The organism is Kluyvera genomosp. 1 (genome assembly GCF_001266615.1).
GTDB classification, from domain to species: domain Bacteria; phylum Pseudomonadota; class Gammaproteobacteria; order Enterobacterales; family Enterobacteriaceae; genus Kluyvera; species Kluyvera cryocrescens_A.
In genome coordinates, this window is sequence record NZ_LGHZ01000011.1 from 29010 (window position 1) to 52852 (window position 23843).

A 23843-nucleotide genomic window follows, 5' to 3' on the forward strand; every position below is an offset into this window, starting at 1 on the left:
CCAGTCATGACTAACAGCAACCGTATCAAGCTCACATGGATTAGCTTCTTCTCCTACGCCCTCACCGGTGCGTTGGTGATCGTCACCGGGATGGTGATGGGAAATATTGCCGATTACTTTAATCTGCCCGTTTCCAGCATGAGTAACACCTTCACCTTCCTGAACGCAGGGATCCTGATCTCCATCTTCCTCAATGCCTGGCTGATGGAAATCGTGCCGCTGAAAACGCAGCTCCGTTTTGGCTTTGTGCTGATGGTCCTGGCCGTTGCGGGTCTGATGGCCACTCACAGCCTGGCGCTGTTCTCTGCCGCCATGTTCGTTCTGGGTCTGGTCAGCGGGATTACCATGTCCATCGGTACGTTCCTTATCACCCACATGTATGAAGGGCGTCAGCGCGGTGCACGCCTGCTGTTTACCGACTCCTTCTTTAGCATGGCCGGGATGATCTTCCCGATGGTTGCCGCTGTTCTCCTCGCGCGCAGCATCGAGTGGTACTGGGTTTATGCCTGCATTGGTCTGGTTTACGTGGCGATCTTTATTCTGACCTTCGGCTGTGACTTCCCTGTTCTGGGTAAAAAGGCGCAGCAGGAAGACCAGCCGGTGGCGAAAGAAAAATGGGGCATCGGCGTGCTATTCCTGTCCATCGCCGCGCTGTGCTACATCCTCGGTCAGCTGGGCTTCATCTCCTGGGTACCGGAATACGCCAAAGGTCTGGGCATGAGCCTGAACGACGCGGGTAAGCTGGTGAGCGATTTCTGGATGTCTTACATGTTCGGTATGTGGGCCTTTAGCTTCATTCTGCGTTTCTTCGACCTGCAGCGCATCCTGACCGTGCTGGCAGGTATTGCGACCGTCATGATGTATCTGTTCAACCACGGTGAACCGCAGCATCTGGCCTGGTTTATTCTGACGCTGGGCTTCTTCTCCAGCGCTATCTACACCTCCATCATTACGCTGGGTTCATTGCAGACCAAAGTCGCCTCCCCAAAACTGGTTAACTTTGTTCTGACCTGCGGCACTATCGGCACCATGCTGACCTTCGTTGTGACCGGCCCGATTGTTGCCAGCAGTGGCCCTCTGGCAGCGCTGACGACGGCTAACGCACTGTATGCCGTTGTCTTCGTGATGTGTCTTATCCTTGGCTTTGTGAGCCGTCATCGCCAGCACGCGACGACCGCTTCTCACTAAGCCGCCTCGCCCCTTTTCAGCCGAAAAGGGGCGTTATTCTTTCCTCTTCGCCTCGTCCTTCTTCCCCGCCGTTTATTTGCTCATTTCGTACAAAAAACAATCACACGATAAAGTTGTGTATTTTCCGCAACTTACAAAACCACTTAAAAATCATCACCCTACTCATTAAGGGGTAGCCAAAGGCTAAATTGATTTGAATCAATAATCGCAATAGCTGAATCGTTAAGGTAGGCAGTATTAGAATAGAAATCGAGGCAAAAATGAGCAAAGTCAGACTCGCAATTATCGGTAATGGCATGGTCGGCCACCGTTTTATTGAGGATATTCTCGATAAAGCCGACGCCAGCCAGTTCGATATTACCGTCTTCTGTGAAGAACCCCGCATCGCCTACGACCGCGTACACCTCTCCTCTTACTTCTCTCACCACACGGCAGAAGAGCTGTCGCTGGTACGCGAAGGCTTCTATGAGAAGCACGGTGTGAAGGTTCTGGTCGGCGAACGCGCTATCACCATTAACCGTAAAGAGAAGGTGATTCACTCCAGCGCAGGCCGTACCGTCTTTTATGACAAGCTGATCATGGCGACCGGTTCTTATCCATGGATCCCGCCAATTAAAGGCTCTGAAACTCAAGATTGCTTCGTCTATCGTACGATTGAAGATCTCAACGCCATTGAGAACTGCGCGCGCCGTAGCAAACGCGGCGCGGTGGTCGGTGGCGGTTTGCTCGGCCTTGAAGCGGCCGGAGCACTGAAAAACCTTGGCGTCGAAACCCACGTTATCGAGTTTGCCCCAATGCTGATGGCCGAACAGCTCGATCAGATGGGCGGCGAACAGCTGAAGCGCAAAATCGAAAGCATGGGCGTGAAGGTTCACACCAACAAGAACACCAAAGAGATCGTGCAGGAAGGCGATAACGCGCGTAAAACCATGCGCTTTGCCGACGGCAGCCAGCTGGAAGTCGACTTTATCGTCTTCTCCACCGGTATCCGCCCACGCGACAAACTGGCTACACAGTGCGGTCTTGAGGTCGCCCAGCGCGGCGGCATCATGATTAACGACAGCTGCCAGACTTCTGACCCGGATATCTACGCCATCGGCGAATGCGCCAGCTGGAAAAACCGCGTTTACGGTCTGGTTGCGCCGGGCTACAAAATGGCACAGGTCGCCGTTGACCATATTCTCGGCAGCGAAAACAGCTTCCAGGGCGCGGATATGAGTGCCAAGCTGAAACTGCTGGGCGTTGACGTCGGTGGTATTGGCGACGCTCACGGTCGTACGCCGGGCGCACGCAGCTATGTTTACCTCGATGAAAACAAAGAGGTCTACAAACGCCTGATCGTAAGTCCAGACAACAAAACGCTGCTCGGCGCCGTACTGGTAGGCGACACCAGCGACTACGGTAACCTGCTGCAGCTGGCGCTGAACGCGATTGAACTGCCGGAAAACCCAGACTCGCTGATTCTGCCTGCGCACGCTAGCGGCGGTAAGCCGTCTATCGGCGTCGACAAACTACCAGACAGCGCACAAATCTGCTCCTGCTTCGACGTGACCAAGGGCGCGCTGATTGCGGCAATCAACAAAGGTTGCCACACCGTCGCGGCGCTGAAAGCCGAAACCAAAGCCGGTACCGGCTGCGGTGGCTGTATCCCGCTGGTGACTCAGGTGCTGAACGCTGAACTGGCAAAACAGGGTATCGAAGTTAACCACAGTCTCTGTGAACACTTCGCCTTTACCCGTCAGGAGCTGTATCACCTGATTCGCGTCGAAGGTATCAAGACCTTTGATGAGCTGCTGGCGAAATACGGCAAAGGTTACGGCTGTGAAGTCTGTAAACCAACCGTCGGTTCCCTGCTGGCTTCCTGCTGGAATGAATTCATCCTGAAGCCGCAGCACACACCGCTCCAGGATACCAACGACAACTTCCTGGCTAACATCCAGAAAGATGGCACCTACTCCGTTATCCCGCGTTCCGCAGGCGGTGAAATCACACCGGAAGGGCTGGTGGCTGTCGGTCGTATCGCGCGCGAGTTTAACCTGTACACCAAAATCACCGGTTCCCAGCGTATCGGCCTGTTCGGTGCGCAGAAAGATGACCTGCCAGAAATCTGGCGTCAGCTGATTGAAGCGGGCTTCGAAACCGGTCATGCCTACGCCAAAGCGCTGCGTATGGCCAAAACCTGCGTAGGCAGTACCTGGTGCCGTTACGGCGTGGGCGACAGCGTAGGATTCGGCGTCGAGCTGGAAAACCGCTACAAGGGCATCCGTACGCCGCATAAGATGAAGTTTGGCGTCTCGGGCTGTACCCGTGAATGTGCCGAAGCTCAGGGTAAAGACGTAGGTATTATCGCTACCGAAAAAGGCTGGAACCTGTATGTCTGCGGTAACGGCGGCATGAAACCGCGTCACGCGGATCTGCTGGCGGCCGACCTCGACCGCGATACGCTGGTCAAATACCTCGACCGCTTCATGATGTTCTACATCCGCACCGCCGACAAACTGACGCGTACCGCACCGTGGCTGGATAACATGGAAGGCGGGATCGACTACCTGCGTGCCGTGATCATCGATGACAAACTGGGCCTCAACCAGCATCTGGAAGAAGAGATCGCTCGCCTGCGCGCCGAGTTTGCCTGTGAATGGACTGAAACGGTGAACGATCCGGCCGCGCAGGTTCGTTTCAAACACTTTATCAACAGCGAACAGCGTGACCCGAACGTGCAGGTGGTTGCCGAACGTGCACAGCATCGTCCGGCTACGCCATATGAACGCATCCCGGTCACTCTGGTGGAGGAAAACGCATGAGCCAGTGGGTAAATATCTGCAAGATTGACGCCATCCTGCCAGCAACGGGCGTTTGTGCACTGTTGGGCGACAAGCAGGTCGCCGTGTTCCGTCCTTATGCCGACGACCAGGTTTTCGCTATCAGCAACATCGACCCGTTCTTCGAGTCGAGCGTGCTTTCTCGCGGCCTGATTGCCGAACATCAGGGCGAACTGTGGGTTGCCAGTCCGTTGAAAAAGCAGCGTTTCCGCCTGCGTGATGGCCTGTGCATGGAAGACGAAAGCCACTCCGTCACCCATTATGAAGCCCGCGTTAAAGACGGCCAGGTGCAGCTTAAGGCCTGAACGTTTAGGCATAAGTAATAGCTAAAACTTATGACCTTAAAGGGGTAACAGCAGGAAAAATCGTGTATCCCATACGATGTCTGCTGTTATCCTTACCCGCATTATTCATCTCGTGTATTTCCTTTGCTAATTCCGTGAGGTTGTCCCGTGGATCACTTACCCATCTTTTGCCAACTGCGCAATCGCGACTGCTTGCTGGTCGGCGGCGGTGATGTTGCTGAACGTAAAGCACGCCTGCTGCTCGACGCCGGTGCGCGTCTGACGGTAAATGCCCGGGATTTCGTCCCGCAGTTTCACGTCTGGGCCGAAGCGGGAATGCTCACGCTGATGATCGGTGACTTTCAACCGGTGCTGTTGGATAACTGCTGGTTGGCGATTGCTGCAACCGATGATGATGCCGTCAATCAACGGGTGAGCGATGAAGCAGAAGATCGCCGCATCTTCTGTAACGTGGTGGATGCGCCGAAAGCCGCCAGCTTCATCATGCCTTCGATTATCGACCGTTCGCCGCTGATGGTTGCGGTCTCCTCCGGCGGGACCTCTCCCGTGCTGGCGCGTCTGCTACGCGAAAAACTGGAAGCCGTTCTGCCGCAGCATCTGGGCCAGGTTGCGCTGTACGCAGGAAAACTGCGTGCTCGCGTGAAACAGCAGTTTGCCACCATGGGTGAACGCCGCCGTTTCTGGGAAAAGCTGTTTATGAACGATCGCCTGGCGCAGTCGCTGGCGAATCAGGATACACAGGCCGTCGAGGAAACGACCGAGCATCTGCTTAATACGCCGCTGGACCATCGTGGTGAAGTGGTACTGGTCGGCGCGGGTCCAGGCGATGCAGGTCTGCTGACGCTCAAAGGGCTGCAGCAAATCCAGCAGGCAGATGTGGTGGTTTACGACCGTCTGGTTTCTGACGATATTATGGATCTCGTGCGCCGCGATGCGGACCGCATCTTTGTGGGTAAACGCGCCGGCTATCACTGCGTGCCACAAGATGAAATCAATCAGATTTTGCTGCGCGAAGCGCAACAAGGTAAACGCGTCGTGCGTCTAAAAGGCGGTGACCCCTTCATCTTTGGCCGCGGCGGCGAAGAGTTGGAAACGCTTTGTGAAGCAGGCATTCCCTTCTCTGTCGTACCGGGTATTACCGCCGCTTCAGGCTGCTCTGCCTACTCAGGTATTCCGTTAACCCACCGTGACTACGCGCAAAGCGTACGCCTGGTTACCGGACACCTGAAAACCGGCGGTGAGCTGGATTGGGAAAACCTGGCCGCAGAAAAGCAGACGCTGGTGTTCTACATGGGTCTGAATCAGGCGGCCACCATCCAGCAAAAGCTCATTGAGCATGGTATGCAGGCCGATATGCCAGTGGCTATCGTTGAGAATGGAACCGCGATTACCCAGCGGGTGATTGACGGGCAGCTGACGCAGCTCGGCGAGATGGCACAGCAGATGGCAAGCCCGGCGCTGATTATCGTCGGCCGCGTGGTGGGGCTTCGTGAAAAGCTTAACTGGTTCTCAAACCACTAACGACAAAAAAACCGGGATTATCCCGGTTTTTTTATTCGCGTCTCATCTGGCCAACAATGCATACCCCGCATCGCAAGATCAGATGAGATAATCCGCTTACGGCTTGGCTACAAAGCCAATCGCTTCATATACCGCTTTCAGCGTCTGCGCCGCACGTGCGCTGGCTTTATCCGCCCCGTCCTTCATCACCTGTTGCAGGAAAGCTTCGTCGTTACGGAAGCGGTTATAGCGCTCCTGAAGCTCGGTCAGCATACCGGAGACGGCTTCGGCCACTTCCCCTTTCAGGTGACCGTACATTTTCCCTTCGAAGTGCTGTTCAAGCTCAGCAATACTCTGGCCGGTTACGCCGGAGAGAATATCCAGCAGGTTGGAAACGCCCGCTTTGTTTTGCACGTCGTAACGCACGACCGGTGGCTCATCGCCATCGGTCATAGCACGTTTGATCTTCTTGACCACAGACTTCGGATCTTCCAGCAGACCAATCACGTTATTGCGGTTGTCATCCGACTTAGACATCTTCTTCGTCGGCTCCAGCAGCGACATCACGCGCGCACCGGATTTAGGAATAAACGGCTCTGGCACTTTGAACACATCGCCGTAAATCGCGTTGAAACGCTGGGCGATATCGCGGCTCAGCTCCAGGTGCTGTTTCTGGTCTTCGCCAACCGGCACCTGATTGGTCTGATACAGCAGGATATCTGCAGCCATCAGCACCGGATAGTCAAACAGACCGGCGTTAATGTTTTCTGCGTAGCGCGCGGATTTATCTTTGAACTGGGTCATACGGCTCAGTTCACCGAAGTAGGTGTAGCAGTTCAGCGCCCAGCCCAGCTGCGCGTGCTCTGGCACGTGAGACTGAACAAAGATGGTGCTCTTTTCTGGGTCAATACCGCAAGCCAGGTACAGCGCCAGCGTGTCGAGAGTGGCTTTACGCAGCGCCTGAGGATCCTGGCGAACGGTGATAGCGTGCTGATCAACGATGCAGTAGATGCAGTGGTAATCATCCTGCATGTTAACCCACTGACGCAGCGCACCCATGTAGTTACCGATGGTCAGTTCACCTGACGGCTGTGCGCCGCTAAATACGATGGGCTTAGTCATGTTCTGGTTCCTGAAGGTCTAATTTAGGCAGCCCGAGAGCGGGCAGGAGTTCATTAAAATGGTCGAAGACGACGTCCGGCTCGCTCAGCGCGATGGTTTCGCCGTAGTTATAGCCGTAGGTCAGGCCGACGGACGGACAGCCCGCTGCTTTGGCAGCCTGGATATCATTTCGCGAATCACCAACAAACAGCAGCGCTTCCGGGGCTAATTCCAACTTCTCTGCGACTTTCAGCAGCGGCTCTGGATGCGGCTTCTTGTTCTGTACGTCGTCACCACCAATCACTACCGTGAAGTAACGGGCGATACCCAATGTCTCAAGAATGGGGGCAACGAAAGGTGTCGGTTTGTTGGTCACCAGCGCCAGCGGTAAGCCGCTGTTATGCAGTGCCGCCAGTGTTTGCTCCACGTGCGGGAACAGGAAGCTCCCTTCTTCAGCAAACTCGGCGTAGTAACGGTCAAACAGGCGGCGCAGCACGTGAAGCTGCTCATCCTGTGGAATATCGTGGCTATCCACAGAAGGCTTACCCTGCGAGGCACGCAAGGTAGCACGTTCCTGACGGGCCCAGTTGAGCGCCCGCTCCATCAATACGTCCGCACCGTTGCCAATCCAGGTGATAACGCGTTCTTCGCCGGCAACCGGCAGTTCAAGCGCATACAGCGCGCTATCTACCGCAGCGGTCAAACCCGGCGCGCTGTCTACCAGCGTACCGTCGAGATCAAACGCGACGCCGCGAATAGTCTGTAATTTATCCATGACTTACCTTTGCTAGTTCACTGCGCATTTCATCAATCACTTTTTTGTAGTCTGGGTGACCAAAAATGGCGGATCCGGCGACAAACATGTCCGCACCGGCCGCAGCGATTTCGCTAATGTTGTTCACTTTCACGCCGCCATCGACTTCCAGGCGAATGTCGTAGCCGGATTCATCAATGCGGCGGCGCACTTCGCGCAGTTTATCCAGCGTGTGAGGTATAAAGGATTGACCACCAAAGCCCGGGTTCACCGACATCAACAAAATGACGTCCAGCTTATCCATCACGTAGTCGAGGTAGCTCAGCGGGGTTGCTGGGTTAAACACCAGACCCGCTTTACAACCGCTCTCTTTGATAAGCTGCAGGGTACGGTCAATATGTTCAGAGGCTTCAGGATGGAAAGTAATGATACTGGCACCTGCTGCCGCAAAGTCCGGGACCAGGCGGTCAACGGGCTTCACCATCAGATGCACGTCAATAGGTGCGGTAATGCCATAATCACGCAGCGATTTTAGCACCATCGGGCCGATGGTCAGGTTCGGTACGTAATGGTTATCCATAACATCGAAATGAACCACGTCCGCTCCGGCGGCCAGCACACGGGCGGTATCCTCCCCCAGACGGGCAAAGTCAGCCGACAAAATTGAAGGGGCAATAAGGTACTGTTTCATCCGCATCTCCTCAAAGCCTATCCCATTAGGCTATTAACGTTGTTTTTTGCCAGGTGGCCGATAGAGCGCGAGCAGCTCCTCCACCTTTTTACGCGTGCCGCCGTTGCGGCTGATGCTGCGTCGAACTTTGACGGTATGGGTATCCGTCGCGTTTTTGTACCAGTCGAGCGTCAGCGGCGTCCGGTGATTTGAAATCAACACAGGGATCCGCTTCGCCATCAGTTCTTCAGCCTTCTTCGCCAGAATTTCTTGCTGCTCAAGGCTGAAACTGTTGGTGTGGTAGGCAGTAAAATTCGCCGTTGCCGACAGCGGCGCGTACGGCGGATCGCAGTAGACCACCGCATTTTTCCCAGCTCGCTTCATGCACTCTTCATAAGATTCGCAATAAAACTCCGCGTTCTGCGCTTTCTCAGCGAAGTGGCGTAGCTCAGCTTCCGGGAAGTAAGGTTTTTTATAACGCCCAAACGGGACGTTAAACTCACCGCGCAGGTTATAACGACAAAGACCGTTGTAGCCGTGACGGTTGAGGTATAAAAACAGCACCGCGCGACGGAAAAGGTCGGTGCTACGGTTAAACTCTTCGCGCAGCTGGTAGTAACACTCAGCGTTATTAGTTTCAGGCACAAATAGAGCCTGCGCCTGTTCAACGTACTCGTCGGCGCGCGTTTTAACGATTTTGTAGAGCTCGATAAGGTCGCTGTTGATATCAGCCAGAATATAACGCGAAAAATCGGTATTCAAGAATACCGATCCTGCACCAACGAAGGGTTCAACCAGACAATCGCCAGCCGGCAAATGATGTCTTATATCGTCGAGTAGGGGGTACTTGCCCCCCGCCCATTTAAGAAAAGCGCGATTTTTTTTCATGCGGCCTGACTAATTACACTTTCTCCGGCTGTGGAGAAAGGCTCCGACAGCATCCTGCGCTTCTACGTTCCTTCGGGCGGTAACTCAACTGCCCAAAGGAACGGTGTCGACATAGAAACGACGCTTACTTCAGGTCAGTCTGAACCTGACGCAGCGGCTTCGCCCACGGGTTCTTCGCCTGAACGTCAGCTGGCAGCGTAGTGACGGCTTTTTTTGCATCATCTTTCGACGCATAGATACCGCTCACCAGCACATACCATGGCTGACCGTTACGGGAGGTTTCATACACCACGTAGTTTTTCAGATTCTCTTTCTTCGCCCAACCGTTCAGGTTGTCGTAGTTGGAAGAGGAGCTGAGCTGCAGGGTGTAATGGGAACCCGAAGCGCTTTTCAGCGAATTGACGTCACCGGCAGACTTCCCGGTTGCAGCCGCAGCAGCAGGTGCCGCCGTGGTAGCCGTTGTCGTTGCGGTTGCCGCAGGTGCGGTAGTCGCTGCTGGTTTAGCAGCTTCAGCCGTCGTTGCTGGCGCTTTCGTCGGCGCGGTCGTTGTTGCCGCTGCTTTAGGCGCGGTAGTCACCGGCTTAGCTTCAGTAACAGGCTTGCTCTGTGCAGGCGTGGTGGTCGTTTTCGCCGTAGCCACTGGCTGAGGTTTCGCTTCGATGACCGCATGTTTACGTTCAGGACGCGGCGTTGCTGCCGTTGTCTGGCGAGGGGTTTCCGGAGCAGTAACCGCTGGACGCGCACCATTACGAATTGGCGCAACGGTTGCAGGTTCAGTTGGCAGCGTGGAGTTCACTACGGCGTTATCAATTTGGCCCTGCTGTTGAGTCAGCGCATTGTTCAGGTCACCCTGAACTTCGACACGCTGTTGACCATCTGGCGCGGCAGTTTCCTGGCCCTGAGTCGGGGTAGAGGAAATTGGCGGCAGAGACACATCCTGCTGCGGGTTAGCCCCCTGGGCAGGCTGAGTATTGGCAGTTTGATCGGTGTTATCACCGGAAAGAGAAATGCTCTTTTCGGTTGAGGCGTTTTGATCGCTGGACGATGACGGCGCTTTCAATGCCGAACCGATGCCGACAATCAGCACCAGCAGCACCACGATCCCCAGACCCATCATAATGTACTGACGGGAGGCTGGTTTACGCGGAGCAGCATCTTTACGTTTCCGTGGACGACGCTCTACGGCTTCTTCTACGCCGTCAGCATCTTCATCATCGGATTCATAGTATTCATCTTCCGGCTCAGCTTCTTCACGTGCTTTGCGGCTACGGGACGGACGGCGCTCGTCGGCCTCGAGCTCCACATCATCAAAATTGATCTGTGGCTCGCTGTCACGATCGGAAGACTGACGAGAGCGACCAGTACGACGATCGCTGGGATCGGGTTTCAGCTCGTCTTCTGGTTTAAATTCATCCATTTAACACCCCACTAAAAGGCTTATGCTACGACTTTTGCACATCACCTGAAGTTAAAACACCGCACAAACGCGGCTAGACCTTTCTTATATTTGCGCCCGCTGAGTATCAGCAATGGCGCCAAGAACCACATCGTGGGATACGCCACTGCGCACCTCACTTTTCCCGATGGCCAGCGGCAACACTAACCGCATTTTCCCCGCCAGGACTTTTTTATCTCGCATCATATGAGGCAGATACGCTTCTGCCGACATTTCCTGAGGCCCTGCAATGGGTAGACCCGCACGCTTAAGCAGAGTAATGATGCGCTGCGTGTCTTCAGCAGAAAATTGCCCCAGACGTTCGGATGCATGTGCCGCCATGACCATCCCGGCAGCAACCGCTTCACCGTGCAGCCAATTACCGTAGCCCATTTCAGCTTCGATAGCGTGACCGAACGTATGTCCAAGATTGAGTAAAGCACGTAACCCTGTTTCGCGCTCGTCGGCAGCGACAACATCGGCTTTCAGCTCACAACAACGGCGAATACAGTACGCCATCGCTTTTTCATCGAGCGCCATGAGCGCATCGATATTCTCTTCCAGCCAGTCGAAGAACGGCGCGTCAAGAATGATGCCGTATTTAATGACTTCAGCAAGTCCGGATGACAACTCACGTTTAGGCAACGTTTTCAGGCAATCGAGGTCAACCACGACGGAGGCGGGTTGCCAGAATGCACCGATCATATTCTTGCCAAGGGGGTGGTTGACCGCGGTTTTGCCGCCAACCGAAGAGTCCACCTGCGACAGCAAGGTGGTAGGAACCTGGATAAAGCGCACGCCGCGCTGATAGCTTGCCGCCGCAAAACCGGTTAAGTCGCCAATAACACCGCCACCTAATGCGACGAGGGTGGTGTCACGACCATGCGGTTTTTGCAAAAGTGCGCTAAAGACGGTGTCCATTACCGACAGGCTTTTATACTGTTCGCCGTCCGGCAGAATGACGCTATCAACTTTCACGCCAATCTGCTCGAGCGCAGAACGGACCTGGTCCAGGTAGAGGGGTGCCAGCGTTTCGTTGGTGACCAGCATGACCTGATCGCCAGACTTGAGCGGTAAGAAGGAAGCTGGATCGTTAAACAAACCAGCCGCGATGGTTATCGGGTAACTACGTTCCCCGAGAGTTACTGTAAGCCTCTCCATAACGCGACGTCCACCTTAATGACTTATATTCGCTGGCGTTCTACCTTGCGGGCCAGTATTAGTTGCTTTCCAGCATATGGATAATCTGGTTGGCGACAACTTTTGCGCTCTGATCGTCAGTGCGGATGGTGACGTCAGCAATCTCTTCATACAGCGGATTACGTTCATCAGCCAGCGCTTCGAGCACCTCACGTGGTGGTGTTTCAACTTGCAGCAGCGGGCGTTTTTTATCACGCTGAGTTCGCGCTAGCTGTTTTTCAATGGTCGTTTCCAGATAAACGACGACACCACGAGCGGAGAGACGATTGCGCGTTTCACGTGATTTTACAGAGCCGCCGCCTGTTGCCAGAACGATGCCCTGCTTTTCCGTTAACTCATTGATGATTTTTTCTTCGCGGTCACGGAAACCTTCTTCGCCTTCGACATCGAAGACCCAGCCCACGTCAGCGCCTGTTCGTTTCTCAATCTCTTGATCAGAATCGTAAAATTCCATATTGAGCTGTTGAGCCAGCTGGCGCCCAATAGTGCTTTTGCCGGCACCCATGGGCCCAACCAGAAAGATATTGCGTTTCTCTGCCATTTTTTTGGTACTACTAAGACTATTCGTTAATGATAAATCCGCGCCGCAGTCGATCGCGCGTCGCAGGACATGAACTGAAACCTCTTATGCAATAGAGCGAGAGTCAGACTGAAAATTATCTCAATACTACGACTGGTTTGGCAACTGATTAAATCAGCAGACTGCATGAGACGAGATAGCATCAGTGACACTCAAATCGGTACTCCTTGTATGCTAAATCTGGTCCCACGTCAAACTCGGGGATGACCTTCCCCCTAAATAGTCCCGTTTACTGACTGCTATTGTGCAGAAATAATACGTGGCGTAATGAACACCACCAGTTCACGCCGTTCATTATCCTTACCGTCGTGACGAAAAAGATGGCCAATCAAGGGAATATCTCCAAGTAATGGAATGCTATCACGGGCATTTTTATTCTTTTGCGAAAAGACACCGCCCAGCGCTAGTGTCTCACCGCTACGCACCTCAACCTGCGTTTCTATCTCCTGCTTGTCGATAGTCATAATTTCACCATCGGCTTGTTGCAGTACCTGCCCTGGCATATTTTCGCTAATCCTCAGCTTCAACCGTACGCGGTCGTTTTGCAAAATCGCCGGCGTCACCTCCATGCCCAACACGGCTTCCTTGAACTCCACCGAGGTCGCGCCGCTTTCGCCGCTCGATACCTGATAGGGTATTTCACTCCCCTGTTTGATGCTGGCCGGCTGTAGATGCGACGCCAACAGCCGAGGGCTGGCGATAATATTGACCTTCTGTTTTTGCTCCAACGCTGAAAGCTCAAGCTCCAGCAGGCGGCCATTGATACGGCCAATATTGAAACCCGCATGCGTGGTCGCATTGGCAACCGAGAGATCGCTGTTTAAGGTCGTGATTTTGCCGACACCGGTCTTACCGTCAGCATCGGCCAGGTTCCACTTCACGCCCAGTTCCCGCAGGCTGGTCTCGTTGATGGTGACAATATGTGCCGCCAGCTCCACCTGGCCGATGGGAATATCCATCTCATGAGCCCATGCTGTAAAGCCGGTGAGATGGTCACGATCGTCGCGCACCAGCAGTCGATTAGTACGCTTATCCACCGTCAACGTTCCCCGCTTGCTTAAAAGTTTAGAACCCGACTTTGCCAATTCATCTGCATCAGCATAGCTCAGCGAAATATTGCTGTTGGCGAGCGGCAAAGTCTGCTGCTGCCGCTCTTTTTCTGCCTCGGCCCGCGTGCGCATCTCCTCGCGCCAGCCTTTTGAGTGCACGTGGAGAACACCATTTTCCTCGTTTGATACCAGCCCGGCATTAGTCATCACCGTATGCAGAGCCTGCTTCCACGCCAGATTATGCAGCTGGAGTGACACCACGCCCTGGACATCGGGCGCAATCACCAGGTTTTTATGTTCCAAATCAGCCAGACTTTGCAGCACCTGGGCGACAGGTATCTCATCAACCACCAGCGTAACGTTTTTTGCCAGACTCAGTAGTGGCACGATCACCAGCATCAGCAGACTTGTCCTTGTTAACATTTTGCGTTCCTTCTCTTTTCCATTGCCAGCGTCGTGGTTCACAACCCGCCCCCGCGTCGATCGTTAGATGGTCATGAGCGACTTCATTAACCATCCAGCCAGTGCTGAGGCGTTTTCCTTGCTCAACACGGTGCCATTTGCCTTCACCATTTTGCATTATGCCAATCCACCGCTCCCCGGATTGCACCATGCCCCGGTAGCGCCAAAGAGAAAGCTGCGCCGTCTGGCATGAATCTGTGACGGGTTCAAACGGATCTCGCATTGCACAAATCAGCGGGATGATGAGGTATAAAAGCAGCCGTGGGTTATGGCGCATCATCGCGTCTCAGTTGGAGGCCTAAACGCAATACGCCGTTTTCGGCACTGAGGGAGAAAGCGATAACCTGCATACCTCGCTCGGCCAGTCTTGAGAAGGTAGCCGGTACTTGCTGCCACGGCGTCTCCAATGACATATCACCCCCAGATGCTGAAGGTATCCAACTCACCAGCCGTGCGCCCTTGAGCTGAAAATCAACCGGCGAAAACACGATTAACTGCTTACCGACCTCTGCTTTTTCATGCAGTTCTAGGGTTTTCATTGGCATTATTCGACGCCAGCTTTTTGCGTTGTAACCCTGCGCAGTCTGCCATGTCACCTCGCTTTTATGCGCACGAGCATAGGCTTGATACCCGACGTCATACGCAGCATATGCGCCGAGTAAAATGGCGACGCATCCGCCGCCTCTCATCATCATCGCCGATGACCACCGTAGCCATTCTTTAGGGAACGACATGCCTCATCTCCTCCGCGAGCTGATATTGAAACTGCCAATAACCGTCGCTGCTGCGCTGGATATTGCCTGCTTTACCGGGCAAAAATCCCGGTATGCTCTGAAGTACCTGCTCCACCGCCGACAGCGCGGAGAACTGCGTCAGAACACCGGATAGTGACAGCACCCCACGACGATAGGTCAACTCATTCAGCCAGGACTGCGGCGGAAGGTTATCTGCGAGAGCGGATAACCGTTGCGACCAGGCCCGAGTCACTTCCCTCATCGCCAGGCGCTTTTGATCAAGCGCTCTTTCCTGCGCATCTGATTTAAGCTGCTGTTCCCGCAGCAGCATCTGCTGGCGGATCTGTTGCTCAGCCAGGACGTGATGCTCGCTAACCTTTTGGTCTATCTGCCAGTAAAGCGATGCATAAAACGCCATACCACCGCACACCAACCAGCTACCGCACACCCGCAGCCCCCAGCACCTCAGGTCGCGGTAAAATTGGATGCGCCGCCAGGGCAAAAAATTGACGGTTTGATTCATCGCCATGGCACGCTCATCGCTAAGGCAATGGCTATCGCAAACTCATCACCGCTAGTGGGTAGGGGGGGTGCTTTTGCGCGACAGCATCCCAGGGATCAAAACCCTGAAATTCGGAAGATGAGGCCATACAGCGCACGATGCGATGTGGTTCAACGCCCAGCTTCGCACTCAGCGACAAAACCGATATGTCCGCCTCATCCAGTTCCTCATATCCCCATCCCTCACGGCTGGCCCAGAGCCACTGTGTACGGTCGCACCAGACCAACACTGCATCGCTGGCTTCCAGTTGAGGCAGAAAGGTTTTTAGCGCACAGGCATCCGGGGTAATCGCCGCTATCTTTAAACGCAGTGTTTGCGCCAGTCGCTGAAGGCGAGAAACGTCCTGCTGCTGAGCGGCAGTCACGTTCCAGTTCCCCTGTTCATCTGCCAGATGGTAGTCAAAACACAGCGAGGTAGAGGGCATCTCCAGTTGCTGCGACATTGCGCTGGCTATCCACGCAGATTGCTCATTTTCACGTAGCGTTAACGCCGCCCGCGGCAGGCTTTTTTGCAACGTTCGCCGGGCGGGAAAGGCGATGCTAAGCGCATGCTGCCAGGGCAACTCACGCCGCCAAACAGAAAGCACCGCGAGCAATGCTTCGTCCGCCTGCTGTGGGGTGGTGGTGGGGGGCAAAGGGAGTTGCCACCAGCGCTTCAGCGACCATCCGCATCGACTATGCTGAAGAGCAACGATAACGACATTATCTTGCTGAAGGTGAAGACCGAGTTGCCAACATTTGAAAGCCATTTCACGATTATCCTTACGCCACCATCATAATGACGGCTATATCAATGATTCTGGCTTGCCTTTATACTACCGCGCGTTTGTTTATAAACTGCCCAAATGACACTCAATGGGAAATCTCCGGTGAAGTTCGTAAAGTATTTATTCATCCTTGCAGTCTGTTGCATTCTGCTGGGAGCAGGCTCGATCTACGGCCTCTACAAATATATTGAGCCGCAGTTGCCCGACGTGGCGACGCTCAAAGACGTGCGCCTGCAGGTACCCATGCAGGTCTATAGCGCGGACGGTGAACTGATCGCGCAATATGGCGAGAAGCGCCGTATTCCAATGACCCTCGACCAAATCCCTCCGGTGATGGTGAAAGCGTTTATTGCTACTGAAGATAGCCGCTTCTATGAGCATCATGGCATCGATCCGATCGGCATCTTCCGTGCGGCAAGCGTGGCGTTGGTCAATGGTCATGCCTCGCAAGGCGCCAGTACCATTACCCAGCAGCTTGCGCGTAACTTCTTCCTCAGCCCTGAAAAAACGCTGATGCGTAAAATAAAGGAAGCGTTCCTTGCGATCCGCATCGAGCAAATGCTGAGTAAAGACGAAATCCTTGAGCTGTATCTGAACAAGATTTACCTCGGCTATCGCGCTTACGGCGTGGGTGCGGCATCGCAGGTGTACTTTGGTAAACCTGCGGACCAGCTCTCCCTGAGCGAAATGGCGGTGATTGCTGGTCTGCCAAAGGCACCGTCAACCTTTAACCCGCTGTACTCCTTAGACCGCGCCACCGCGCGTCGTAACGTGGTGCTGTCACGTATGCTGAGCGAAGGCTATATCAGCCAACAGCAGTACGATCAGGCGCGCAGCGAGGCGATTGATGCCAACTATCACGCGCCGGAAATCGCCTTCTCCTCACCGTATCTCACCGAAATGGTGCGTCAGGATATGGTCAAGCAGTACGGCGAGCAGGCTTATGAAGACGGCTATCGCGTTTACACCACCATCACCCGTAAAAACCAGCAGGCGGCCCAACAAGCTCTGCGTAATAACGTGATGGATTACGACATGCGCCACGGCTACCGCGGCCCATCTAACGTCCTGTGGAAAGCAGGTGAACCAGCATGGGATAGCGCGAAAATCCGCGCATCGCTCAGACCGCTACCGTCCTATGGCCCAATGTTGCCAGCCGTTGTCACAGCGGCTAATCCACAGGAAGCCACCGCAGTATTGGCGAATGGGACATCGGTATCGCTGACCATGGAAGGCATGCGCTGGGCGCGCCCTTACCGTTCCGATACCGCGCAGGGGCCGACGCCACGCAAGGTCACCGATGTGGTTCAGGCAGGCCAACAGATTTGGGTCCGTCAAAATGGAGATAGCTGGTGGTTAGGACAAGTTCCTGACGTCAACTCTGCGCTGGTATCGATAAACCCACAGAATGGCGCCATCATTGCGTTGGTCGGTGGCTTTGACTTCAACCAAAGCAAGTTTAACCGTGCCACGCAGGCACTGCGCCAGGTCGGTTCGAATATCAAACCGTTCCTCTACACAGCCGCCATGGACAAGGGATTAACCCTCGCCAGCATGCTGAACGATGTCCCGATCTCCCGTTGGGATGCCGGTGCCGGTTCCGACTGGCAGCCGAAGAACTCCCCGCCGCAGTATGCCGGTCCAATTCGCCTGCGTCAGGGTCTGGGACAATCCAAGAACGTGGTGATGGTTCGCGCCATGCGCGCCATGGGCGTTGACTACGCCGCAGAATATCTGCAGCGCTTCGGCTTCCCAGCCAACAATATCGTCCATACCGAATCGCTGGCGCTGGGTTCTGCATCGTTTACCCCGCTGCAGGTGGCTCGCGGCTACGCAGTCATGGCAAACGGCGGTTTCCTGGTTGATCCGTACTACATCAGCAAAATTGAAAACGATCAGGGCGGCGTGCTGTTTGAAGCGAAGCCAAAGATCGCCTGCGCCGAGTGTAATCTGCCGGTGATTTACGGTGATACGCCGAAATCCAACGTGCTGGAAAACAACGATGTTGAAGATGTGGCTGTTTCGCAGGAGCCACAGAATTCAGCGGTGCCAATGCCTGCACTGGAACAAGCTAACCAGCAGTTGGTCGCACAGGCTAGCGCTCAGGAATACGCGCCGCATGTCATCAACACACCGCTGTCATTCCTGATTAAGAGCGCACTGAATACCAATATCTTTGGTGAGCCAGGTTGGCAAGGCACCGGCTGGCGCGCTGGCCGTGATCTGAAGCGTCAGGATATCGGCGGCAAAACCGGCACCACCAACAGTTCAAAAGATGCCTGGTTCTCCGGCTACGGTCCGGGAGTCGTGACATCGGTATGGATTGGCTTTGACGATCACCGCCGCGATCTGGGACGGACGACCGCTTCCGGAGCAATTAAAGATCAGATCTCAGGCTATGAAGGCGGCGCCAAGAGCGCGCAACCGGCTTGGGATGCCTTTATGAAAGATGTTCTGACAGGCGTTCCCGAGCAGCCGCTGACACCGCCGCCGGGTATCGTGACGGTCAATATCGACCGTAGCACCGGGCAGTTAGCCAACGGGGGCAGTAGCCGTCAGGAGTACTTTATTGACGGAACGCAGCCAACCCAACAGGCGGTACACGAAGTCGGTACCGAATTGATTGATAATGGGGAAACCCACGAGCTGTTCTAATCCAGACTGAAGCCGCCGCGTCATGCGGCAACTTCGGTTGTTCGAGTGACAAAAAAGGCGCCCTTGGCGCCTTTTTTATTGCCGAAAGAAGCTTACAGACGGCCCTGTGCCTGCAGCCACTCGCGCAGCAGAAACAGTGCGCTGACGTTACGCGCCTCGCTGAAGTCAGGCTCATCCAGCAGTGCCATCAGATTAGATAGCGGCCAGCGCACCTGCGGCAAAGGCTCCGGTTCATCACCAGGCAGTGATTCCGGGTAGAGGTTTTCCGCGACCACGATATTCATTTTGCTGGAGAAGTAGGACGGCGCCATGCTCAATTTTTTGAGAAATACCATCTGATGCGCACCAAACCCCACCTCTTCTTTCAGCTCACGGTTTGCTGCTTCCATCACCGTTTCACCGGGATCGATAAGCCCTTTAGAGAAGCCAAGCTCGTAAGATTCAGTACCCACCGCATATTCACGAATCAGGATGACATGATCGTCAACAATCGGCAGGATCATCACCGCTTCGCGCGAGGACGGTTTCATACGTTCATAAACGCGACGTACGCCATTGCTGAACTCTAAATCGACGCTTTCTACATTAAAAAGACGAGACTGCGCGACGGTTTCAACATGGAGAATGGTGGGTTTCTGTAATGATTTGCTCATTGGCTGGGGTCTTTGCTGTAGTCACTTTTATCATTGTGCGATAGGTATGCGCTTCCAGCAATGCATAAAGCGCTTTATTTACATTGTTGCAACCTTTTGCTTTTCATCTCTCATTTCCGGATAAATGTCAAGAGGTTGAATTACAATTGGGAATTTACTGATACTCGACATGCGACTGGTTTGTTATGCTTATATGTTACATGAGTCTATGGGCTCAGAATTAATGACCTCTGCATAACGTGCCAATGGTTTATACAAAAAGCAGGCAACTAAAGAGACCTCTAAAATAAGTATGATGGGAAAAGCATGGGCACACTGATGATCTTTACCGTAGCGATACTGATCTGCGCCGTGCTGGTCGGTTGGCTCTTCCGTAAAAGGACAAAACGTCTTCAGCTCCCGTGGTTGCACCTGTTCCCCGGTGCGACGACGCGTAAGCTGACCGACGATGAACGTCTGGGCGTGGAAAACTACCTCGGCGATCTCAACCGCGACAGACAGGTTCCAGCCTCTGGCGCCACCATCGCACCTGCTGCGCTGGCGCTCAGCGCTCAAAGCCACACCGTATTTCAACTGACCCGAGCGATCACCCGCTACGGCATCACCACTGACGATCCTAATAAGTGGCGCTACTTCCTCGATTCTGTAGAAGTGCACCTGCCGCCGTTCTGGGAGCAGCACATTACCGATGAAAACAGCATTGAGCTTATCGTGACCGACGATATGCCGCTGGTCATTGCGCTCAACGGTCACTCCCTCAAAGGCTATTCTCAGGGCAACAAACAGTTCGTTATCGAGTCCACCTCATCCACTCAGGCATCTATTCGCGGTGAAGAAAGCGAGCAGATTGAGCTGTTGAATATCCGTCAGGAGACACACGAAGAGCACGCGCTCAGCCGCCCTGACGGTCTGCGAGAAGCACTGCTGATTGTCGCCGCATTCCTGCTGTTCTACTGTAGTTTGATTTCACCCGCGGTGTTTAGCCCATGGATATTATGCAGCGCTGTGCTGCTATTATGCGGCGGGCTATGGGGGCTTTTTGCGCCGCCTACAAAATCGTCGCTGCGCGAGATCCACTGCCTGCGCGGTACGCCAAAGCGTTGGGGACTGTTTGGCGAAAACGATCAAGAACAGATCAACAATATCTCCCTTGGCATTATCGACCTCATCTACCCGCGCCACTGGCAGGCTTTTGTCGCTCAGGATTTAGGGCAAAAAACCGATATTGATATCTACCTGGATAGGCACGTTGTGCGTCAGGGACGTTTTCTCTCTTTGCACGATGAAGTCAAAAACTTCCCGCTTCAGCACTGGCTTCGTAGCCTGGTGATTGGCGGCGGAGCGCTGCTGGTAGTCATCATGTTGTGGCTCAGTGTACCGCTGAACATGCCGTTCAAATTTACCCTTTCCTGGCTCAAAGGTGCACAAACCATTGAAGCCAGTGACGTCCGCCAGCTGGCGCAGGCAGGAATTCGCGTCGGTGATACGCTGCACATCCGCGGTATCGGGATGTGTAATATCCATTCACCGGGCACCTGGACTGCGCAAGATAACTCGCCGTTCATGCCGTTTGACTGCTCGCAGATCATCTGGAATGACGCGCCTCGCCTGCCGCTACCGGAATCCGAAACCGTTAATAAAGCCACCGCGCTGGTTCAGGCCGTCAGCCGACAGCTACACCCAACACCAGACGATGACTCCCGCGTCAGCCCAGCGCTGCGCTCCGCCATCCAAAAATCCGGGATGGTGCTGCTGGATGACTTCGCCGATATCGTATTAAAAACCAAAGACCTGTGTGCCGCTACCGACGACTGTGTGCGCCTGAAGAATGCGCTGGTCAACCTCGGCAACACCCGCGACTGGGATGCACTGGTCAAACGCGCCAACTCCGGCAAGCTCGACGGCGTCAACGTTCTGCTGCGTCCGGTGAGCGCCGAGTCTCTGGACAATTTGGTCGATACCTCCACCGCACCGTTTATTCAGCGCGAAACGGCTCGTGCGGCGCAGTCGCTTAACAGCCCTGCACCCGGCGGTTTCCTGATAACCAGCGATGAAGGCAGTGATTTCGTCAGCCAGCCGTATCCCACCACCAGCCTGTATGACTACCCTGCACGTGAGCAGTGGGATGAATTCCAGCGGCTGGCCGGGATGCTAATGCATACGCCATTCCGCGCCGAAGGGATTGTCACCAATGTCTTTACCGACGCCAACGGCACGCTGCACGTCAACCTGCACCGGATGCCGGACAGCAGCGGTCTGTGGCATTACATCGAAACGACCCTGTTGATGCTGACCATGATTGTCTGCGCGATATACAACGGCATACAGGCTCTGCGCCGCTACCAGCGCCATCGCGAGCGGCTGGCAGACATTCAGAAATACTATGAAAACTGCATCAATCCCGTCCTGATCCCCGCGCCGGAAAGCTTTAAGTCGGACTACCCGACGAATTAAGCCCCATCACAATGCGCGACAGGTTGTGCTAATCTGTCGCGCATTTCTTCCGTCTGGAGACACACCATGCATTTTGATATCGCCTGGCAAGAGGTGGATACCGTTCTTCTGGACATGGATGGCACCCTGCTTGATCTCGCCTTCGATAACTATTTTTGGCAGAAGTTAGTACCAGAAACCTATGGCGCTAAGCTGGGTATCAGCCCCCAGGCGGCTCAGGAAGCTATCCGCCAGGAGTACCATGCGGTGCAACATACGCTAAACTGGTACTGCCTGGACTACTGGAGTGAACGCCTGGATTTGGATATTTGTGCGATGACCAGCCAGCAGGGGCCACGCGCTACGCTTCGCGACGATACCGTCCCTTTCCTTGATGCCCTCAAGGCCAGCGGTAAGCGGCGTATCCTGTTGACCAATGCTCACCCGCATAATCTGGCGGTGAAACTTGAGCACACCGGGTTGGGCTCACACCTTGATTTATTACTTTCCACCCATACATTTGGTTATCCGAAAGAGGATCAGCGGTTATGGCAGGCAGTCACGGAGCACACGGGTCTGGAAGCCGGACGAACGTTGTTTATCGACGATAGCGAGCCGATTCTGGACGCTGCCGCCCACTTTGGGATCCGCTATTGCCTCGGCGTCACCAATCCCGACTCGGGTCTGGCGGAAAAGCACTACCTGCGTCATCCCGCGCTTAACGATTACCGTCGTTTGATCCCCTCACTTAACGTGAAGGAGTGACCGTGAAAGAAAAATCCACCGAAGGCATCAGGCTGGATAAATGGCTGTGGGCCGCGCGTTTTTATAAAACCCGCGCCATTGCACGAGAGATGATTGAAGGCGGTAAAGTCCACTATAACGGGCAGCGCAGCAAGCCCAGCAAAGTGGTCGAACTCAATGCACAGCTCACGCTTCGTCAAGGAAATGATGAACGCACCGTGGTAATAAAAGCCATCACGGAACAGCGGCGGCCGGCAACAGAAGCCGTCGCACTGTATGAAGAGACGGCGGAAAGTATCGAGAAGCGTGAAAAAGTCGCGCTCGCGCGCAAGCTCAATGCGCTGACGATGCCGCATCCGGACAGACGACCGGATAAAAAAGAACGGCGCGACCTGATGAGATTTAAATACGGCGACAGTGAATAACTGCCACCCCAAGAGAGAAAATTATGACTCAACACGATCAATTACATCGCTATCTGTTTGAAAACTATGCCGTGCGTGGCGAACTGGTCACCGTATCCGAAACGCTCGAACAGATCCTGGCAGGACACAACTATCCGCAGCCGGTCAAAAACGTGCTGTCTGAGCTGCTGGTTGCCACCAGCCTGCTGACCGCGACGCTAAAATTTGAAGGCGATATTACCGTTCAGCTGCAGGGCGATGGCCCGATGACGCTGGCAGTGATCAATGGCAACAATCACCAGCAGCTGCGCGGCGTTGCGCGCGTGCAGGGCGATATTCCAGCGGATGCTGATCTGAAAACGCTGATTGGTAACGGCTACCTGGTCATCACCATTTCCCCTGCGGAAGGTGAGCGTTATCAGGGCGTGGTGGGTCTGGAAGGCGATACGTTGGCGGCATGCCTGGAAGACTACTTCCAGCGTTCCGAACAGCTGCCAACGCGTCTTATCATTCGTACCGGTGAATCTGAAGGCAAACCCGCAGCGGGTGGTATGCTGCTGCAGGTGATGCCAGCGCAGAACGCGCAGCCGGAAGATTTTGAACACCTGGCGGCACTGACCGACACTATCAAAGCCGAAGAGCTGTTTACGCTGCCGGCTAACGACGTGCTGTGGCGCTTGTACCACGAAGAAGAAGTCACGCTGTACGATCCACAGAGCGTCGAATTTAAGTGTACTTGTTCACGTGAACGCTGTGCCGACGCACTGCGAACGCTGCCGGATGATGAAATTAACAGCATTCTGGCGGAAGAAGGCGAAATTGATATGCATTGCGACTACTGCGGTAGCCACTATGTATTCAACGCCATGAACATTGCCGAGATTCGTCACAACGCCTCTCCGGCAGATCCGCAGGTCCATTAATTCGCACCGATAAGC

At 54.4% G+C, this 23843-nt stretch carries 22 protein-coding genes; 9 read left to right on the top strand and 13 right to left on the bottom strand.

Going from position 1 to position 23843, the window contains the following annotated elements; translation table 11 throughout:
* Positions 1-6 precede the first annotated feature (6 nt).
* From tsgA to cysG, 4 genes are all read left to right on the top strand, one after another.
* A complete protein-coding gene (tsgA, locus tag KP80_RS06645) occupies positions 7-1188 on the top strand; it encodes an MFS transporter TsgA (protein ID WP_052282811.1) in 1182 nt (393 codons plus the stop codon).
* Positions 1189-1448: 260 nt separating this feature from the next.
* Positions 1449-3992, top strand: a complete 2544-nt coding sequence (gene nirB, locus KP80_RS06650; RefSeq protein WP_052282812.1) for a nitrite reductase large subunit NirB — start codon at positions 1449-1451, stop codon at positions 3990-3992.
* Entirely contained in the window at positions 3989-4315 is a 327-nt protein-coding gene (nirD, locus tag KP80_RS06655) for a nitrite reductase small subunit NirD (protein WP_052282813.1), read from the top strand. Before nirB ends, nirD begins: the two co-directional genes overlap by 4 nt.
* A 147-nt stretch (positions 4316-4462) precedes the next feature.
* Entirely contained in the window at positions 4463-5836 is a 1374-nt protein-coding gene (gene cysG, locus KP80_RS06660) for a siroheme synthase CysG (protein ID WP_052282814.1), read from the top strand.
* A 96-nt stretch (positions 5837-5932) separates the two neighbouring features.
* On the opposite strand, the gene trpS is transcribed toward cysG, so the two are convergent.
* The 12 genes from trpS to KP80_RS06715 form a co-directional block, all read right to left on the bottom strand.
* A complete protein-coding gene (gene trpS / locus KP80_RS06665) occupies positions 5933-6937 on the bottom strand; it encodes a tryptophan--tRNA ligase (RefSeq protein WP_052282815.1) in 1005 nt (334 codons plus the stop codon).
* Complete coding sequence (gene gph / locus KP80_RS06670) at positions 6930-7691, bottom strand: phosphoglycolate phosphatase (RefSeq protein WP_052282816.1); 762 nt, start codon at positions 7689-7691, stop codon at positions 6930-6932. The genes trpS and gph overlap by 8 nt, the downstream gene beginning before the upstream one ends.
* A complete protein-coding gene (gene rpe / locus KP80_RS06675; protein ID WP_052282817.1) occupies positions 7684-8361 on the bottom strand; it encodes a ribulose-phosphate 3-epimerase in 678 nt (225 codons plus the stop codon). Before rpe ends, gph begins: the two co-directional genes overlap by 8 nt.
* 33 nt (positions 8362-8394) lie before the next feature.
* A complete protein-coding gene (gene dam, locus KP80_RS06680; protein ID WP_052282818.1) occupies positions 8395-9228 on the bottom strand; it encodes an adenine-specific DNA-methyltransferase in 834 nt (277 codons plus the stop codon).
* A gap of 124 nt (positions 9229-9352) precedes the next feature.
* Positions 9353-10645 carry a cell division protein DamX gene (gene damX, locus KP80_RS06685; protein WP_052282819.1) on the bottom strand — a complete coding sequence of 431 codons (1293 nt, stop codon included), beginning with the start codon at positions 10643-10645 and terminating at the stop codon, positions 9353-9355.
* A gap of 84 nt (positions 10646-10729) precedes the next feature.
* Entirely contained in the window at positions 10730-11824 is a 1095-nt protein-coding gene (gene aroB, locus KP80_RS06690) for a 3-dehydroquinate synthase (RefSeq protein ID WP_052282820.1), read from the bottom strand.
* A gap of 58 nt (positions 11825-11882) precedes the next feature.
* Positions 11883-12404 (bottom strand): shikimate kinase AroK, encoded by a 522-nt coding sequence (gene aroK / locus KP80_RS06695; RefSeq protein WP_035892101.1) that lies wholly within the window; start codon positions 12402-12404, stop codon positions 11883-11885.
* 278 nt (positions 12405-12682) lie between these two features.
* Positions 12683-13915, bottom strand: a complete 1233-nt coding sequence (gene hofQ / locus KP80_RS06700) for a DNA uptake porin HofQ (protein ID WP_052282821.1) — start codon at positions 13913-13915, stop codon at positions 12683-12685.
* Entirely contained in the window at positions 13836-14234 is a 399-nt protein-coding gene (locus tag KP80_RS22305) for a HofP DNA utilization family protein (protein ID WP_082221720.1), read from the bottom strand. Before KP80_RS22305 ends, hofQ begins: the two co-directional genes overlap by 80 nt.
* Positions 14221-14688: a hypothetical protein gene (locus KP80_RS06705; RefSeq protein WP_052282822.1), complete on the bottom strand. Its 468-nt coding sequence runs from the start codon at positions 14686-14688 to the stop codon at positions 14221-14223. Before KP80_RS06705 ends, KP80_RS22305 begins: the two co-directional genes overlap by 14 nt.
* Entirely contained in the window at positions 14675-15217 is a 543-nt protein-coding gene (locus KP80_RS06710) for a PilN domain-containing protein (protein ID WP_052282823.1), read from the bottom strand. The genes KP80_RS06705 and KP80_RS06710 overlap by 14 nt, the downstream gene beginning before the upstream one ends.
* A gap of 25 nt (positions 15218-15242) precedes the next feature.
* Positions 15243-15998, bottom strand: a complete 756-nt coding sequence (locus KP80_RS06715; RefSeq protein ID WP_231625912.1) for a pilus assembly protein — start codon at positions 15996-15998, stop codon at positions 15243-15245.
* A gap of 120 nt (positions 15999-16118) precedes the next feature.
* Between KP80_RS06715 and mrcA the strand changes: the two genes are divergently transcribed.
* Complete coding sequence (gene mrcA / locus KP80_RS06720; RefSeq protein ID WP_052282824.1) at positions 16119-18671, top strand: peptidoglycan glycosyltransferase/peptidoglycan DD-transpeptidase MrcA; 2553 nt, start codon at positions 16119-16121, stop codon at positions 18669-18671.
* Between the two features lie 92 nt (positions 18672-18763).
* Here the strand turns inward: mrcA and nudE are convergent, their stop codons facing one another.
* The gene (gene nudE / locus KP80_RS06725; protein ID WP_052282825.1) at positions 18764-19324 is read right to left on the bottom strand and encodes an ADP compounds hydrolase NudE; all 561 of its coding nucleotides are present in this window, start codon (positions 19322-19324) and stop codon (positions 18764-18766) included.
* A 306-nt stretch (positions 19325-19630) separates the two neighbouring features.
* On the opposite strand from nudE, the gene KP80_RS06730 reads away from it, so the two are divergent.
* The 4 genes from KP80_RS06730 (at position 19631) to hslO (ending at position 23828) form a co-directional block, all read left to right on the top strand.
* Entirely contained in the window at positions 19631-21778 is a 2148-nt protein-coding gene (locus KP80_RS06730; RefSeq protein ID WP_052282826.1) for an intracellular growth attenuator family protein, read from the top strand.
* A 66-nt stretch (positions 21779-21844) separates the two neighbouring features.
* Positions 21845-22522: a GMP/IMP nucleotidase gene (gene yrfG / locus KP80_RS06735; protein ID WP_052282827.1), complete on the top strand. Its 678-nt coding sequence runs from the start codon at positions 21845-21847 to the stop codon at positions 22520-22522.
* Positions 22523-22524: 2 nt separating this feature from the next.
* On the top strand, positions 22525-22926 hold the full coding sequence (gene hslR, locus KP80_RS06740) for a ribosome-associated heat shock protein Hsp15 (RefSeq protein WP_052282828.1): 402 nt from the start codon (positions 22525-22527) through the stop codon (positions 22924-22926).
* 23 nt (positions 22927-22949) lie between these two features.
* A complete protein-coding gene (hslO, locus tag KP80_RS06745) occupies positions 22950-23828 on the top strand; it encodes an Hsp33 family molecular chaperone HslO (protein ID WP_052282829.1) in 879 nt (292 codons plus the stop codon).
* Positions 23829-23843: the final 15 nt, after the last annotated feature.

Bases quoted from the DNA above. Each gene is read 5' to 3' on its own strand.
- tsgA (WP_052282811.1), top strand. From the start codon at position 7: ATGACTAACAGCAACCGTATCAAGCTCACATGGATTAGCTTCTTCTCC.
- nirB (WP_052282812.1), top strand. From the start codon at position 1,449: ATGAGCAAAGTCAGACTCGCAATTATCGGTAATGGCATGGTCGGCCAC.
- nirD (WP_052282813.1), top strand. From the start codon at position 3,989: ATGAGCCAGTGGGTAAATATCTGCAAGATTGACGCCATCCTGCCAGCA.
- trpS (WP_052282815.1), bottom strand. From the start codon at position 6,937: ATGACTAAGCCCATCGTATTTAGCGGCGCACAGCCGTCAGGTGAACTG.
- gph (WP_052282816.1), bottom strand. From the start codon at position 7,691: ATGGATAAATTACAGACTATTCGCGGCGTCGCGTTTGATCTCGACGGT.
- rpe (WP_052282817.1), bottom strand. From the start codon at position 8,361: ATGAAACAGTACCTTATTGCCCCTTCAATTTTGTCGGCTGACTTTGCC.
- dam (WP_052282818.1), bottom strand. From the start codon at position 9,228: ATGAAAAAAAATCGCGCTTTTCTTAAATGGGCGGGGGGCAAGTACCCC.
- damX (WP_052282819.1), bottom strand. From the start codon at position 10,645: ATGGATGAATTTAAACCAGAAGACGAGCTGAAACCCGATCCCAGCGAT.
- aroB (WP_052282820.1), bottom strand. From the start codon at position 11,824: ATGGAGAGGCTTACAGTAACTCTCGGGGAACGTAGTTACCCGATAACC.
- aroK (WP_035892101.1), bottom strand. From the start codon at position 12,404: ATGGCAGAGAAACGCAATATCTTTCTGGTTGGGCCCATGGGTGCCGGC.
- hofQ (WP_052282821.1), bottom strand. From the start codon at position 13,915: ATGTTAACAAGGACAAGTCTGCTGATGCTGGTGATCGTGCCACTACTG.
- KP80_RS22305 (WP_082221720.1), bottom strand. From the start codon at position 14,234: ATGATGCGCCATAACCCACGGCTGCTTTTATACCTCATCATCCCGCTG.
- KP80_RS06705 (WP_052282822.1), bottom strand. From the start codon at position 14,688: ATGTCGTTCCCTAAAGAATGGCTACGGTGGTCATCGGCGATGATGATG.
- KP80_RS06710 (WP_052282823.1), bottom strand. From the start codon at position 15,217: ATGGCGATGAATCAAACCGTCAATTTTTTGCCCTGGCGGCGCATCCAA.
- KP80_RS06715 (WP_231625912.1), bottom strand. From the start codon at position 15,998: ATGGCTTTCAAATGTTGGCAACTCGGTCTTCACCTTCAGCAAGATAAT.
- nudE (WP_052282825.1), bottom strand. From the start codon at position 19,324: ATGAGCAAATCATTACAGAAACCCACCATTCTCCATGTTGAAACCGTC.
- KP80_RS06730 (WP_052282826.1), top strand. From the start codon at position 19,631: ATGGGCACACTGATGATCTTTACCGTAGCGATACTGATCTGCGCCGTG.
- yrfG (WP_052282827.1), top strand. From the start codon at position 21,845: ATGCATTTTGATATCGCCTGGCAAGAGGTGGATACCGTTCTTCTGGAC.
- hslO (WP_052282829.1), top strand. From the start codon at position 22,950: ATGACTCAACACGATCAATTACATCGCTATCTGTTTGAAAACTATGCC.